General features: G+C 61.4%; 10 protein-coding genes. 3 read left to right on the forward strand and 7 right to left on the reverse strand.

Annotated features, from left to right (window positions below; translation table 11 throughout):
- Positions 1-40 precede the first annotated feature (40 nt).
- Positions 41-1216, reverse strand: coding sequence for an acetyl-CoA C-acyltransferase FadA (gene fadA / locus PSOLE_RS07585; protein WP_074855892.1), 1176 nt, complete (start codon positions 1214-1216; stop codon positions 41-43).
- A gap of 30 nt (positions 1217-1246) precedes the next feature.
- Positions 1247-3394 (reverse strand): fatty acid oxidation complex subunit alpha FadB, encoded by a 2148-nt coding sequence (fadB, locus tag PSOLE_RS07590; RefSeq protein ID WP_074855890.1) that lies wholly within the window; start codon positions 3392-3394, stop codon positions 1247-1249.
- A 469-nt stretch (positions 3395-3863) separates the two neighbouring features.
- Here fadB and PSOLE_RS07595 point away from each other — a divergent pair, with 469 nt between their 5' ends.
- Both PSOLE_RS07595 and PSOLE_RS07600 read left to right on the forward strand, forming a co-directional pair.
- The gene (locus PSOLE_RS07595; RefSeq protein ID WP_074855886.1) at positions 3864-4685 is read left to right on the forward strand and encodes a hypothetical protein; all 822 of its coding nucleotides are present in this window, start codon (positions 3864-3866) and stop codon (positions 4683-4685) included.
- Between the two features lie 149 nt (positions 4686-4834).
- Complete coding sequence (locus tag PSOLE_RS07600) at positions 4835-5284, forward strand: universal stress protein (protein WP_074855884.1); 450 nt, start codon at positions 4835-4837, stop codon at positions 5282-5284.
- Positions 5285-5564: 280 nt separating this feature from the next.
- Here PSOLE_RS07600 and PSOLE_RS07605 read toward each other — a convergent pair whose 3' ends face one another.
- Both PSOLE_RS07605 and PSOLE_RS07610 read right to left on the reverse strand, forming a co-directional pair.
- Positions 5565-6251, reverse strand: coding sequence for a DUF6901 family protein (locus tag PSOLE_RS07605; protein ID WP_003462081.1), 687 nt, complete (start codon positions 6249-6251; stop codon positions 5565-5567).
- Positions 6252-6269: 18 nt separating this feature from the next.
- Positions 6270-8195 carry an ATP-binding cassette domain-containing protein gene (locus tag PSOLE_RS07610; RefSeq protein ID WP_074855973.1) on the reverse strand — a complete coding sequence of 642 codons (1926 nt, stop codon included), beginning with the start codon at positions 8193-8195 and terminating at the stop codon, positions 6270-6272.
- 225 nt (positions 8196-8420) lie between these two features.
- Between PSOLE_RS07610 and PSOLE_RS07615 the strand changes: the two genes are divergently transcribed.
- Complete coding sequence (locus tag PSOLE_RS07615; RefSeq protein WP_074855882.1) at positions 8421-10349, forward strand: transglycosylase SLT domain-containing protein; 1929 nt, start codon at positions 8421-8423, stop codon at positions 10347-10349.
- 241 nt (positions 10350-10590) lie between these two features.
- Here PSOLE_RS07615 and PSOLE_RS07620 read toward each other — a convergent pair whose 3' ends face one another.
- The 3 genes from PSOLE_RS07620 to yegS all read right to left on the reverse strand — a co-directional run bounded on the left by PSOLE_RS07620 (position 10591) and on the right by yegS (position 13468).
- The gene (locus tag PSOLE_RS07620; RefSeq protein WP_074855880.1) at positions 10591-11397 is read right to left on the reverse strand and encodes an MOSC domain-containing protein; all 807 of its coding nucleotides are present in this window, start codon (positions 11395-11397) and stop codon (positions 10591-10593) included.
- A 128-nt stretch (positions 11398-11525) separates the two neighbouring features.
- Positions 11526-12458 (reverse strand): chemotaxis protein CheV, encoded by a 933-nt coding sequence (locus PSOLE_RS07625; RefSeq protein WP_003462085.1) that lies wholly within the window; start codon positions 12456-12458, stop codon positions 11526-11528.
- A 92-nt stretch (positions 12459-12550) separates the two neighbouring features.
- Complete coding sequence (gene yegS / locus PSOLE_RS07630; RefSeq protein WP_003462086.1) at positions 12551-13468, reverse strand: lipid kinase YegS; 918 nt, start codon at positions 13466-13468, stop codon at positions 12551-12553.
- Positions 13469-13531: the final 63 nt, after the last annotated feature.

A 13531-nucleotide genomic window follows, 5' to 3' on the forward strand; every position in this document is an offset into this window, starting at 1 on the left:
AAAACCGGGGCACTGGGCCCCGGTTTCTGTCCGCTGACGCTTAAACGCGCTCGAAGACGGTGGTGATGCCTTGGCCAAGGCCCACGCACATGGTGGAAACACCCAAGGTGCCGCCGTTCTGCTTCATGACGTTGAGCAGGGTACCGGAGATACGGGCACCGGAACAACCGAAGGGGTGACCCAGGGCGATCGCGCCGCCGTGCAGGTTGACCTTCTCTTCCATCTTGTCGAGCAGCTTGAGGTCCTTCAGCACAGGCAGGGCCTGGGCGGCGAAGGCTTCGTTGAGCTCGACGAAATCGATGTCAGCCATGCTCAGACCAGCACGCTTGAGCGCCTTCTGAGTGGACGGCACCGGGCCGTAACCCATGATCGCCGGATCGACACCGGCCACCGCCATGGCGCGAACCACGGCCATCGGCTGGATACCCAAGTCCTGAGCACGCTGGGCGCTCATGACGATCATGCAGGAAGCACCGTCGGTGATCTGCGAGGACGTACCTGCAGTCACGGTGCCGCCTCTCGGGTTGAACGCAGGCTTCAATGCAGCCAGGCTTTCCAAGGTGGTTTCCGGACGAATGGTTTCGTCGAAATCGTACATTTTCAGGAAACCGTTCTCGTCGTAGCCTTGCATCGGGATGATTTCATCCTTGAACTTGCCTTCGACGGTGGCCTTGTGCGCCAGACGGTGCGAACGCTCACCAAAGGCGTCCTGCTGCTCGCGGCTGATGCCGTGCATCTTGCCCAGCATCTCTGCGGTCAGGCCCATCATGCCGGACGCCTTGGCGGCGTACAGCGACAGGTGCGGGTTCGGGTCGACGCCGTGCATCATGCCGACGTGGCCCATGTGCTCCACACCACCGACGACGAACACATCGCCGTTGCCGGTCTGGATCGCCTGCACGGCAGTGTGCAGGGCGCTCATCGACGAGCCGCACAGGCGGCTGACGGTCTGGCCGGCACTGGTGTGCGGGATCTGGGTCATCAGCGACGCCATGCGCGCGATGTTCCAGCCCTGCTCCAGGGTCTGGTTGACGCAGCCCCAGATCACGTCCTCGACTTCAGCCGGGTCGATCTTGGCGTTGCGCTCCAGCACTTTGCTGATCAGGTGCGCGGACATGGTCTCGGCGCGGGTATTACGGTGCATGCCGCCCTTGGAACGACCCATCGGGGTACGACCGAAGTCGACGATCACTGCATCTCTAGGATTCAGGCTCATATTTCTACTCTCGCTCTGTTCGCTGCACGATTAACCGAAGAACTTCTGGCCCTTGGCGGCCATTTCGCGAAGTTTTGCGGTCGGGTGGTACAGGGCGCCCAGCTCGGCATACTTGTCAGCCAGGGCGACGAATTCAGCCACACCGATGGAATCGATGTAGCGCAGCGCACCGCCACGGAAGGGAGGGAAGCCGATACCGTAGATCAGGCCCATGTCGGCCTCGGCTGCGGTGTCGACGATGCCGTCTTCCAGGCAACGAACGGTTTCCATGCACAGCGGGATCATCATGAAGTTGATGATGTCCTCGTCGGTGACTTCGCGCTCTTCGACCACGATGGACTTGAGCAGCTCATAAGCCGCCGGGTCGGAGACCTTCTTCGGCTTGCCGCGCTTGTCGGTTTCGTAGGCGTAGAAGCCTTTGCCATTCTTCTGGCCCAGGCGATTGGCTTCGTACATCACGTCGACGGCGGTCTTGCCTTCCACGGCCATGCGATCCGGGAAGCCTTCGGCCATCACGTCACGGCCGTGGTGGCCGGTGTCGATGCCGACCACGTCGGACAGATAAGCCGGGCCCATGGGCCAGCCGAACTTCTCCATCACCTTGTCGATACGCACGAAGTCGACGCCGAAGCCCAGCAGCTTGGAGAAGCCGCCGAAGTACGGGAACAGCACGCGGTTGACCAAAAAGCCCGGGCAGTCGTTGACCACGATCGGGTTCTTGCCCATCTTCTTGGCGTAGGCAACGGTAGTGGCCACGGCCACTTCGCTGGACTTCTCGCCACGGATCACTTCCACCAGCGGCATCATGTGTACCGGGTTGAAGAAGTGCATGCCGACGAAGTTTTCCGGACGCTTGAGCGCCTGGGCCAGCAGGGAGATGGAGATGGTCGAGGTGTTGGAGGCCAGGATGGCGTCTTCACGCACGACTTCTTCCACTTCGGCCAGCACGATCTGCTTGACCTTGGGGTTCTCGACCACGGCTTCGACGACGATGTCGACGTTGCCGAAATCACCGTAGGACATGGTCGGACGGATGGCGTTGAGCGCCTCGGCCATCTTCGCCGGGGTCATGCGACCCTTCTCGACGCGCTTGCCGAGCAGCTTGGAAGCCTCGTTCAAGCCCATCTGGATACCCTCTTCACGGATATCCTTCATCAGGATCGGCGTACCTTTGGAGGCCGACTGGTAGGCAATACCACCGCCCATGATGCCGGCGCCGAGCACGGCAGCCAGTTTCACGTCACGGGCGATTTCGTCGTGCTGCTTGGCTTTCTTCTTCAGCTCCTGATCGTTGAGGAACAGACCGATCAGGCTTTCAGCGACCGAGGTCTTGGCCAGCTTGACGAAGCCGGCGGCCTCGACTTCCAGCGCCTTGTCGCGGCCGAAGTTGGCGGCTTTCTGAATGGTCTTGATCGCCTCGACCGGCGCCGGGTAGTTCGGGCCGGCCTGACCAGCGACGAAGCCCTTGGCTGTCTCGAAGCACATCATCTGCTCGATGGCGTTGAGCTTGAGCTTTTCCAGCTTGGGCTGGCGCTTGGCCTTGTAGTCCAGCTCGCCGGAAATGGCGCGCTTGACCAGATCCAGCGCAGCGGCCTGCAGTTTATCTGCGCTGACCACGGCATCGACGGCGCCCACTTTCAGCGCGTCTTCGGCACGGTTTTCCTTGCCGGAGGCGATCCACTCGATAGCGTTGTCGGTACCGATCACACGCGGCAGACGCACGGTACCGCCGAAGCCCGGGTAGATGCCCAGCTTAACTTCCGGCAGACCGATCTTGGCGCTGTCGCTCATGACGCGGTAGTCGGCAGCCAGGCACATCTCGAAACCGCCACCCAGGGCGATGCCGTTGATGGCGACGACGGTTGGCACGGCGAGGTCTTCGAAATCACTGAAGATCTTGTTGGCTTCCAGGTTGCCAGCCACCAGCTCTGTGTCGGGCAGCTTGAAGTTGTCGACGAACTCGGTGATATCGGCGCCGACGATGAACACGTCCTTGCCACTGGTTACAATCACGCCCTTGATCGAACCGTCAGCCTTGATCGCGTCGACGGAGGCGCGCAGCTCGTTGAGGGTAAGACGGTTGAATTTGTTGACGGACTCACCCTTGAGGTCGAACTTCAATTCGACGATGCCGCTCTCAAGAGCCTTAACCGTGATGGCTTTACCTTCGTAAATCATCAACTGATCTCCACGGTATGGAAGCTGAACAGTACACATCGGAGCCAACCGGCAGGCCAGCCCGCGGCAGCGCCGCACAAGCATAGCCCCAATCGGTACGACATACCCACCGACGCGATATTCGGGTTGCATATGGCGTGCCTAACAAGGCAAACGCTCAATTCATACGCCCGTTTGATTTGGGTGTGCACACCTTCAGGGAAAAGCCTGCACTTGTCAATTAGCCTCTTTTCGTCGATTTCCCGACTTTTTCTGCAGGCCCGGTCATTCGTGGCCTCCAGCCGGACCCGATAAACAGCGTCAATAACGCACCATTGCGAGGGTCTTCCTGCTTGGTATAGACACGCCAAGGCGCCTAGCCAAATCGCCCCGCTGCGGGTACAGTCGTCTCACTTTCAGCTGGCACAGCGCCACCTGAGGGCAACACAAAAACAAATCGAGCCCCACGATGGGCCACACGGAGTCGCCAATGTCGAGCCGCCGTTCGCTTGCATTTCCCCTGAGCGCCCTGCTCTTTTTCGTCTTCACGTCGCTCTCCTCCACCTTGCTCAGCGCTGCGCCAGCCGATGATCTGCTGCGTCTGCACCAACTGCGCCTGGCAACCCAGAAAAGCCTGGGCCACTTCTACATGTATAACGGCATGGAAGGCGATCAGCGCTACGCACGAATGATTAGCGAGTCCCTTCAGGAAGGCCAATCGCACCTGGACGGCCTGGGCGAAATGCCCGGCGATGCAAGCAAGGCACTACGCGCGCAGCTGCAAACCAATTGGCAAAGTTATCGCAGCGGGCTCCAGGCACTGATGGAAGCCATGCGCAGCCAGGGCTTCACCGACCTGCAACCCGTCGCCGATCTGGCCGAGAACAACCAACGCATCATGGCCATTGGTCAGGAGCTGTATCAGAAGATTCAGCAAGAAAGCGGTTTCAGCGTACCGCAGCTGACGCAGAAGAGCCGTGAGCAGAGCCTGCTGATGCAGAATATCGCTCTGGACTACGCTTCACGCAGTGCCTCGGTCGGCGCCAGCTTCTTCGGCGGCGGTGAAGAACGCGCCATCGACGAGCTTGCCGGCGAATTCGCCAGCAAGCTGAACAACCTCAGCGCCGCCCAGCAGAACACCCCGGAGATCAATGCGGCCCTGAACTCCATCGGCACCAAATGGCGTTACATCGAGAAATCCCTGCGCAACTACAACGAAAACACCGTACCTTTCCTGATCAGCAAGTATTCCGACAGCATCATCGAAGGCCTGGAAGCCGTTGCCGCCCAGTACGCCACCAACCAACACTGATGCTCCATGTTTCCGGCCTGCCTGGCCCAACTCTTGCCCGGTGCTAGCACCGGGCTTTTCTTTGCCTTTTTCACGACCAGTCGCCCTATCCCACACAATGGGGCCATACTTGAGACAGAGCCATTTGCCCCCTTAAGGAGGAGTTCCCCATGCCCTACCAGCACATTCTGGTCGCCGTCGACCTGACCGAGGAATGCGACCCTGTCGTGACACGTGCGCAGAAGCTGGCGAAGGCCAGTGGCGCCAAGATGTCTCTGGTGCATATCGTCGAACCCATGGCCATGGCCTTCGGTGGTGACGTGCCGATGGATCTGTCGATGCTGCAGCAACAACAGTTCGAGCAGGCACGCGAGCGCCTGGACAGCTTTACCGACAAGTACCCGGAACTCACCGCTGATCAGCGTCACCTGGCCTACGGGCAACCGCGCCAGGAAATTCACCGACTGGCCGAAGAACAGGGTTGCGACCTGATCGTGGTCGGCAGCCATGGCCGCCATGGCCTGGCGCTGTTGCTGGGCTCGACCGCCAATGACGTACTGCACGGCGCGCCCTGCGATGTACTCGCAGTGCGCCTGAAGAAAGGCGAAAAAGGCGTTTGAGATCGCGTCGCGGCTGAAGCCCCTCCCACAGTAGCCGCGTTGGCTCTGCCCGTGGGAGGCGCTTCAGCGGCGAGCTTTTTTGGCTTCGGCCTTAGAGGGTGTTTACAAGATAGGCGAACGAAGGCAAGACAATACCGATGGCGGCCCCGCAAAAACGATCGAGAAACGGTCGGAGTCGCGGTCGACTTTACGTGCTGTAAATGAGCATTTCGACTGGGCTCGCACGCGAGATCGTTTTCAACACAGTATTGCCAAGTGCAGCCATTTTGTAGACACCCTCTTACTCGAACGAATCGCCCGCGCTCATGACCAGCGGGCGAATCTTCTGCAGCTGGGTTTCCAGTGACACCGTCATGCTCGATGACATCGAGAAGAAGGTGAGGAAGGCCTTGAGGTTGGAGTCGCCTTCACAGGTGTCGTGAATGCGCTGCCAGAAAGCCTGATTGACCAGCTTCAGTTGCTGGAACAGGCGCACCAGTCCTTTCAGCTCCCAATCGGCCAGACGCCCCTCGCGCATGTTGAAATACTGCCGCGTCAGGTACAGCGATACCGCGCGCAGGATAAATTCCTGATTGTTGGCAAAGGGCAGATGGTGCTGCGCCATAGGTTTCAGGCGCGCCAGTACCGGACAGGCGCTGGTGGCCATGATGACCCCGAGCAGCGCACGCAGGCCCTCCTCCAGGCCGACCTGCTTGGTGTACTCACGCTCCGGTGTGCGCACCCAAACGCTGGCCTTCTTGAAGGCTGGCAGGCCACGAAAATCCTCGATCACCCGATGCAGATCGACCGCTGCCGGACAATGACTGAACTGCTCGCGACTCAGCGGACAATTGCTGCATTGCTGATGTTCAAGGCGCGTCCAGGCGGGGGCCTGTTGCGCCTGGACGGGGTCATATTCGCGGTTCAGCTCGATCCGGTAGCTGAACTGATGATTGTCGTCGAGAGTAATACGGTACTCGATGGCCATTGCCCGTTCGTTCCTTCATCAGCCTTCCAGCTCTGCCCAGCGCTCGAGCAACTCGTCCATTTCCTTCTGCAAGCCCTCGAGACGCGCCAATACTTCCGTGGTGACCTGCACCGGCTGCTGATAGAAGGCAGGATCGGATACCTGCTCCTGTACCGCGGCCATTTCCTGCTCCAGCGCATCGATTCGCCCGGGAATCGCTTCCAGCTCGCGCTGTAGCTTGTAGCTTAGTTTCTTCTTCGCCGGCTCGACGCTCTCTTGCACGGCAGTCACTGCGGCCGGGGCCGGCGCTTCGACGATGGCCGTGGCCAGTTCGGCCTTGCCGGACTTGCTTTCCCCCACACCGAGCAGACGCGGTGAGCCGCCCTGACGCAGCCAATCCTGATAGCCGCCGACGTACTCGCGCACCTTGCCTTCACCCTCGAACACCAGGGTGCTGGTCACCACGTTGTCGAGGAAAGCCCGGTCGTGGCTGACCATCAGCACGGTGCCAGGGAAGTTGAGCAGTACTTCTTCGAGCAGTTCCAGGGTTTCTACGTCCAGGTCGTTGGTCGGTTCGTCGAGCACCAGCAGGTTGGCCGGCTTGCTGAACAACTTGGCGAGCAACAGTCGTGCCCGTTCGCCGCCCGATAGCGCTTTGACGGGCGTACGGGCGCGTTGCGGGCTGAACAGGAAGTCGCCCAGATAGCTCAGTACATGACGGCTCTGGCCGTCGATAGTGATGAAATCGCGGCCTTCGGCGACGTTGTCGATTACCGTCTTCTCCGGCTCGAGCTGGTGACGTAATTGGTCGAAATACGCCACTTCCAGTTTGGTGCCGACCTCGATACTGCCGCTGCTTGGCTGCAGATCACCCAGCAGCAGCTTGAGCAACGTGGTCTTGCCGGTGCCGTTGGCGCCGAGCAGGCCGATGCGGTCGCCACGTTGCAGAACCATGGAAAAATCCTTGACCAGGAACGGGCCGCCGTTATGAGCGAAGCTGACGTTCTCTGCGACCATCACCTGCTTGCCGGACTTGTCCGCGGTCTCCAGCTGGATGTTCGCCTTGCCCTGACGTTCACGGCGCTCGGCACGCTCGGCGCGCATCGCCTTGAGCGCACGCACGCGACCTTCGTTACGGGTGCGGCGGGCCTTGATGCCCTGGCGAATCCACACCTCTTCCTGGGCTAGACGCTTGTCGAACAACGCGTTGGCAGTTTCCTCGGCAGCCAGCTGCTGCTCCTTGTGCACCAGGAAGCTGGCATAGTCGCCGTTCCAGTCGATCAGGCCACCACGGTCCAGTTCGAGGATGCGCGTGGCCAGGTTCTGCAGAAAGGAACGGTCGTGGGTGATGAACAGCACGGCGCCACCGAAATCCTTCAGTGCCTCTTCCAGCCAGGCGATGGCGCCGATGTCCAGGTGGTTGGTGGGCTCGTCGAGCAGCAGCAGATCCGGCTCGGACACCAGCGCCTGCGCCAGCAGCACGCGACGGCGCCAACCGCCGGAGAGCTCGGCCAGGGTCTTGTCCGCCGGCAGTTGCAGGCGGCTCAGGGTGCTGTCGACCAGCTGCTGCAGGCGCCAGCCATCTTTGGCTTCCAGCTCCTGCTGCACGTGCATCAGTTGCTCAAGGTCGTCATCGCCCTGGATGTTCTGCGCCAGGTGGTGATAACGCGCCAGCAGCTCGCCAACACCGGCCAGGCCTTCGGCGACCACATCGAACACCGTGCGCTCATCGGCGCGCGGCAGTTCCTGCGGCAGCTCGCCAATCTTCAGCCCCGGTGCACGCCAGATCTCGCCGTCATCCGGCATCTGGTCGCCCTTGACCAGGCGCAGCATGCTCGATTTGCCAGTGCCATTGCGGCCGATGATGCACACCCGCTCCCCCCGCGCGATCTGCCAGGAGACTCCATCGAGCAGGGGCATGGCGCCATAGGCGAGGGATACGTCGGCAAACTTGAGCAGGGTCATGGGCATCTCCAGAAACAGGCGGCGCATTCTACCCGAGTTACCAGCCGGCTGTTGCCGTTTCCACCGAGGTGACAGGCAGGACACCGACAGTCCTCCTGGCGCATTTTTTCTGTATGTGTCCATCTGGCCCGACGGCATTCACCGCACCCCGATGAAGCGCTAAGCTAGAGCTATGCAACGACACGGACCGTGTTGCCCCATACCTCTGCTTCTCCTGGAAATGCCATGCGCAGTCGCTTTCTCTCTGTAGTTTCCTGTCTGATTCTCACCGCCACCGGCATCGCCGGTGTCGAAGCTGCCAGCCTCACCCAGCAGCGCCAGTACTATGATGAGGCCAAGCAGGCCTTGGCCAAGGGCGACAGTGGCCCTTATCGCCAGTATGCCAGCGCGCTACGCGATTACCCGCTGACGCCTTATCTGGCCTATGACGAGCTGACCAACCGGCTCAAGTCGGCCAGCAATGCCGAGATCGAGAAATTTCTCGCCGAACATGGCGACCTGCCCCAGGTCAACTGGATGAAACTGCGCTGGCTGCGCTGGCTGGCCGAGCGTGGCGACTGGAAACCCTTTCTCGACCATTACGACCCGGCGCTCAACTTCACCGAACTGGATTGCCTGTATGGCCAGTACCAGCTCAGCCACGGCCTGACTGCCGAAGGCAACGCCACTGCCGAGAAGCTCTGGCTGGTGGGCAAATCCCAGCCCAACGCCTGTGACCCCCTGTTCGAACGCTGGGCCGCCAATGGCCAGCTCACCGAACAGCGCCGCTGGCAGCGCACCAAACTGGCGGTGGAAAGCGGCAACTACGGCTTGGCCAACTTCCTGATCAAGGGCATGCCAACGCTTGGCGAGCGCGGCAAGCTGATGGTCGAGGTCGCACAGAAACCGCAACTGCTGAAAAACACCGCGCGTTTCGCTCCAGCCGATGACGCCATGAGCGACGTGGTAGGCCTCGGCCTGCGCCGCCTGGCCCGGCAGAACCCCGAAGACGCCCTGGCCCTGCTCGACGGCTACGCCCAGCGCATGAAGTTCTCCTCGGACGAACAGGTCGCCATCGCCCGCCAGATCGGCCTACGTCTGGCACAACGCTTCGACCTGCGCGGCCTGCAAGTCATGGCCAAGTACGACCCGCAACTGCGTGACAACACCGTCAGCGAATGGCGCGCGCGTCTGTTGCTGCGTCACGGCCGCTGGGAAGAGGTCTACCAGTTGACCCAGAACATGCCGTCCGACCTGGCCAGCAGCAACCGCTGGCGCTATTGGAATGCACGCAGCCTGCAATTGGCACAACCCAACAGCCAGCAACCGGCGGTGCTGTTCCAGGCACTGGCCAAGGAACGCGACTTCTACGGTTTCATGGCCGCCGATCAGGTCAAGGCGCCTTACGCCCTGAATAACCAGCCGCTGGCGCTCGATCCCAAGGTGGTGCAGAAGGTACGCAATACCGCCGGAATCAAGCGCGCGATGGAGTTCCATGCACGCGGCCAGATCGTCGATGGGCGCCGCGAGTGGTATCACGTCAGCCGCCTGCTCAGCCGTGACGAACTGGTGGCCCAGGCGCGCCTGGCCTATGAAATGGAATGGTACTTCCCGGCCATCCGCACCATCAGCCAGGCCCAATACTGGGACGACCTGGAAGTACGCTTCCCCATGGCCCATCGCAACGAGTTGGTACGCGAAGCCAAGCGCCGTGACCTGCATTCGAGCTGGGTGTTTGCCATTACCCGCCAGGAAAGCGCGTTCATGGCCGACGCCCGCTCCCATGCCGGCGCCATGGGCCTGATGCAGCTGATGCCGGCCACTGCCAAGGAAACCGCGCGCAAGTTCGGCATTCCCCTGGCTTCACCGCAGCAGGTACTCAACCCGGACACCAATATCCAGCTTGGCGCTGCGTACCTGAGCCAGGTATATGGCCAGTTCAACGGCAACCGCGTACTTGCGTCGGCCGCCTATAACGCCGGCCCCGGCCGCGTGCGCCAGTGGCTGCGCGGCGCCAATCACCTCAGTTATGACGTCTGGGTGGAGAACATCCCGTTCGACGAAACCCGCCAGTACGTGCAGAACGTGCTGTCCTACTCGGTGATCTACGGCCAGAAACTCAACGCGCCGCACCCGTTGGTGGCATGGAACGAGCGTTACTTCGACGATCAGTAAAACTGCGTTAAGTGTTGGGGGTTAGTGCAAAGACCCGTAGGGTGGGCCGGGCGGTGCTCCGTTTTAGCCCACCACCGACGGTCTACGTGGGCTAAAGCCCACCCTACAAAGCTCCGAGCCTTCCCGGAACTGCTTGACAACAGATAACGCAGACATAGCCAGCATCATAGGGACGCAGGGCAGCACTACGCTTTAACGCTGGGCTCAGCCCACTGCAGACACGAAGATTGCATCGCGCACCCTACTCCAGCACTTCGACCGTCATTCCGACCTGCAGCTCACCAACGCCTCGTGGCAGCAGATTCTGTCCGAAGTACACATCGCCATCACGCTCCCGATAAGTTTTGAGCGTTGCCAGCGGTTCGCGCTGTGCGTTGCGCTCGCCGCTCTGCGGATCGATGGTGGTGAGAATGCAGCGCGAACAACCCTTGGCTACCTCGAACTCCACTTCACCGATGCGGATGCGTTTCCAGCCATCCTCGGCATATGCCTCACTGCCGGTAACGACCAGATTGGGGCGGAAGCGCAGCATGGACAGCGGCTGCCCGACACGTTGCGAAAGATCGTCCAGCGATGCCTGGCCAATAAGCAACAGTGGAAAGCCATCGGCGAAGGCCACGCGATCCCCCGGCTGCGCATAGGCAGTGTCGACCTGGCGGGTGCGGCCTTCCGGCACCTGCACCAGGCGGCAAGGCTTGCCCAGCAAGTCGCTGAGCCAGGCGGCCGCTGCATCGCCGGCATCCGGCACGCGCAGGCTGTCACGCCAGACGACGACGCCACGCAGATCCTGCTCGGGGTCGGGCAGCGCCACGGACAGATCCTCACGACCCGGCGCACTCAAGGTAAGGCCACCGCGCGCATCGTACAGGGCGCTCAACTGGCTCATCTGCGGCAGCAGGCGTTGGGTGATGAAGCGGCCGTTGTCGGCGTCGACCAGCATCCAGCGCCGATCGCCATGCAGCCCAAGTCCGTCGACCGCACTGCGCTGCAAGGCCTCGCCGCGGCCGGACTTGAGCGGGTAACGGTACAGCCCCGAGAGACTCGGCATGGGTCAGCTTCCTGTCGGCAAAACGCCGTTATACGAGCTGACGGCGATGCTCACAAGCACCGAGACCCAGAAAATATGCTGCGGTTCGACGGCAACGCCCGGCAGGTTTCACCCGCCCGGCAGCGACTTTAGCGAGGTTCGTCCAACTCGAGACGTTGACGAATCACGTCGACCAGCTTGTCCGGCTGGAACTTGGAGAGGAAATTGTCGCAGCCGACCTTCTTCACCATCGCCTCGTTGAAGCTACCCGACAGCGACGTGTGCAGCACCACGTAGAGATCCTTGAGGCGCGGGTCATTGCGAATTTCGCTGGTGAGACGATAGCCGTCCATTTCCGGCATCTCGGCATCGGTGAAGATCATCAGCAGCTTGTCGGTCATCACCTCGCCGGTGTCAGCCCACTTCTTCAGCTGGTTGAGGGCCTTCAGGCCGTCGCTGGCCATATGCAGGCGAATTCCTAGTTGCGACAGGGTATCGCGCAGTTGGCTGAGCGCCACGCTGGAATCATCCACCAGCAGCACCTCGCGTCCACGCGCCTTTTCCAGCAGTGGATCGGCGAGCTTTTCTGCGGAGACCTTGGTGCTCATCGGCACGATCTCGGCCAGCACCTTTTCCACGTCGATGACCTCGACGATCTGCTCGTCGACCTTGGTGATGGCGGTCAGGTAATGCTGACGGCCGGCACCACCGGGCGGTGGCTGGATCGACTCCCAGTTGAGGTTGAGAATGCGATCGACGCTGCCGACCAGGAAAGCCTGTACCGAGCGGTTGTACTCGGTGACGATGATGGTGCTGCGCTCATCCGGCACCAGCGGACGCATGCCGATGGCCTGGGACAGGTCGATCACCGGCAGAGTCTGACCACGCAGGTTGACCACGCCGCAGACGAAGCGATGGCGCTGCGGCATCAACGTCAGCTTGGGCAGTTGCAGGACTTCCTGCACCTTGAACACGTTGATGGCGAACAACTGCCGGCCAGCCAAGCGAAACATGAGAATTTCCAGACGGTTCTCGCCGACCAGTTGCGTGCGTTGATCTACTGAATCGAGGATGCCGGCCATCATGTGCTCCGAGGGATATAGGGTGATTCTAGTCTGCCGTTCGGGTTATCGGCGGACTGCCGGCAGACTGAAGCATTGCTGGCGCGCAGCCATCATGCCTTAGCCCTGTGTACCTGGCCAGCGAGCAGCGACGAATGCTTGGGCAGATGCAGACGCAGGGCACCGGGTTCGGCACGAAAACGCAGACCTGTACTTTCCATCGGTTCGCCGTCGAGATTCAGGTCCAAGCCCTCCAGCGCTTCCACCTCCAGCCAGGGCAGCCGTGCGCTGACCGCAACGCTCTGCAGGCCAAGAATGCCCCCGGACAACAACGTGCCCAAGGTGCCGACGACATCCTGCGCCGCCGGCACGATGCAGACATCGAGCAGACCATCGTTGATGCTCGCCTCCGGACAAAGCAGATGCCCGCCACCGGCCTGTCGCCCGTTACCGATGCCAAGAGCCAGAAACTCGCCCTGCCATTGGAAATCCGGCCCATGAAAACGACCGGCTGCCGCGCGCACTTCGGAAAAGCGGCTGAGCCCGGTAAGCAGATAGGCGGCGCCACCCAGGACTTTCTTGAGTTCTTCCGGAGTATTGGCGGTGACGTTGGAGCCAAAACCACCGGTGGCCATGTTCAGAAACGCCCGCTCGCCCGCCATGCCCACGTCCACAACCACCGGCTCGCACTCGAGCAGGGCCAACGCCGCAGCAGGTGTCAACGGAATACCGGCTGCGTGGGCGAAATCATTGGCCGTGCCCAGCGGCAGCAGAGCCAGGTTGGCATCGCTTTGCGCCTTGACCAGCGCCTCGACCACATCGCGCAGGGTGCCATCGCCACCGCCAGCGATCAGCGTTGAATAACCGGCGGCCAATCCTTCCCCGACCAGCCGCTCGGCGTCGCCACCTTCCCAGGTCAGGCGCACGGCCAGATCCCAGCCGCGCTCACGCAGGCCGTTCACCGCTGCCCTCACCTCTTCGTTCAACGCCTGCTTGCCATGCAGGATCAACCAGGCCTTGCGTTCGCGCATTGCGCGTCCTCCTTGAAAGGATCAGCGAAAGCCTAGTGCCTGGCCCTCGTGAAAATTAATCAA

This window comes from Pseudomonas oleovorans subsp. oleovorans (assembly GCF_002197815.1).
In the GTDB taxonomy this organism is placed as follows: Bacteria; Pseudomonadota; Gammaproteobacteria; order Pseudomonadales; family Pseudomonadaceae; genus Aquipseudomonas; species Aquipseudomonas oleovorans.

Bases quoted from the DNA above. Each gene is read 5' to 3' on its own strand.
- PSOLE_RS07620 (WP_074855880.1), bottom strand. From the start codon at position 11,397: ATGCCGAGTCTCTCGGGGCTGTACCGTTACCCGCTCAAGTCCGGCCGC.
- fadA (WP_074855892.1), bottom strand. From the start codon at position 1,216: ATGAGCCTGAATCCTAGAGATGCAGTGATCGTCGACTTCGGTCGTACC.
- PSOLE_RS07625 (WP_003462085.1), bottom strand. From the start codon at position 12,458: ATGGCCGGCATCCTCGATTCAGTAGATCAACGCACGCAACTGGTCGGC.
- PSOLE_RS07615 (WP_074855882.1), top strand. From the start codon at position 8,421: ATGCGCAGTCGCTTTCTCTCTGTAGTTTCCTGTCTGATTCTCACCGCC.
- PSOLE_RS07600 (WP_074855884.1), top strand. From the start codon at position 4,835: ATGCCCTACCAGCACATTCTGGTCGCCGTCGACCTGACCGAGGAATGC.
- PSOLE_RS07595 (WP_074855886.1), top strand. From the start codon at position 3,864: ATGTCGAGCCGCCGTTCGCTTGCATTTCCCCTGAGCGCCCTGCTCTTT.
- PSOLE_RS07605 (WP_003462081.1), bottom strand. From the start codon at position 6,251: ATGGCCATCGAGTACCGTATTACTCTCGACGACAATCATCAGTTCAGC.
- PSOLE_RS07610 (WP_074855973.1), bottom strand. From the start codon at position 8,195: ATGACCCTGCTCAAGTTTGCCGACGTATCCCTCGCCTATGGCGCCATG.
- fadB (WP_074855890.1), bottom strand. From the start codon at position 3,394: ATGATTTACGAAGGTAAAGCCATCACGGTTAAGGCTCTTGAGAGCGGC.
- yegS (WP_003462086.1), bottom strand. From the start codon at position 13,468: ATGCGCGAACGCAAGGCCTGGTTGATCCTGCATGGCAAGCAGGCGTTG.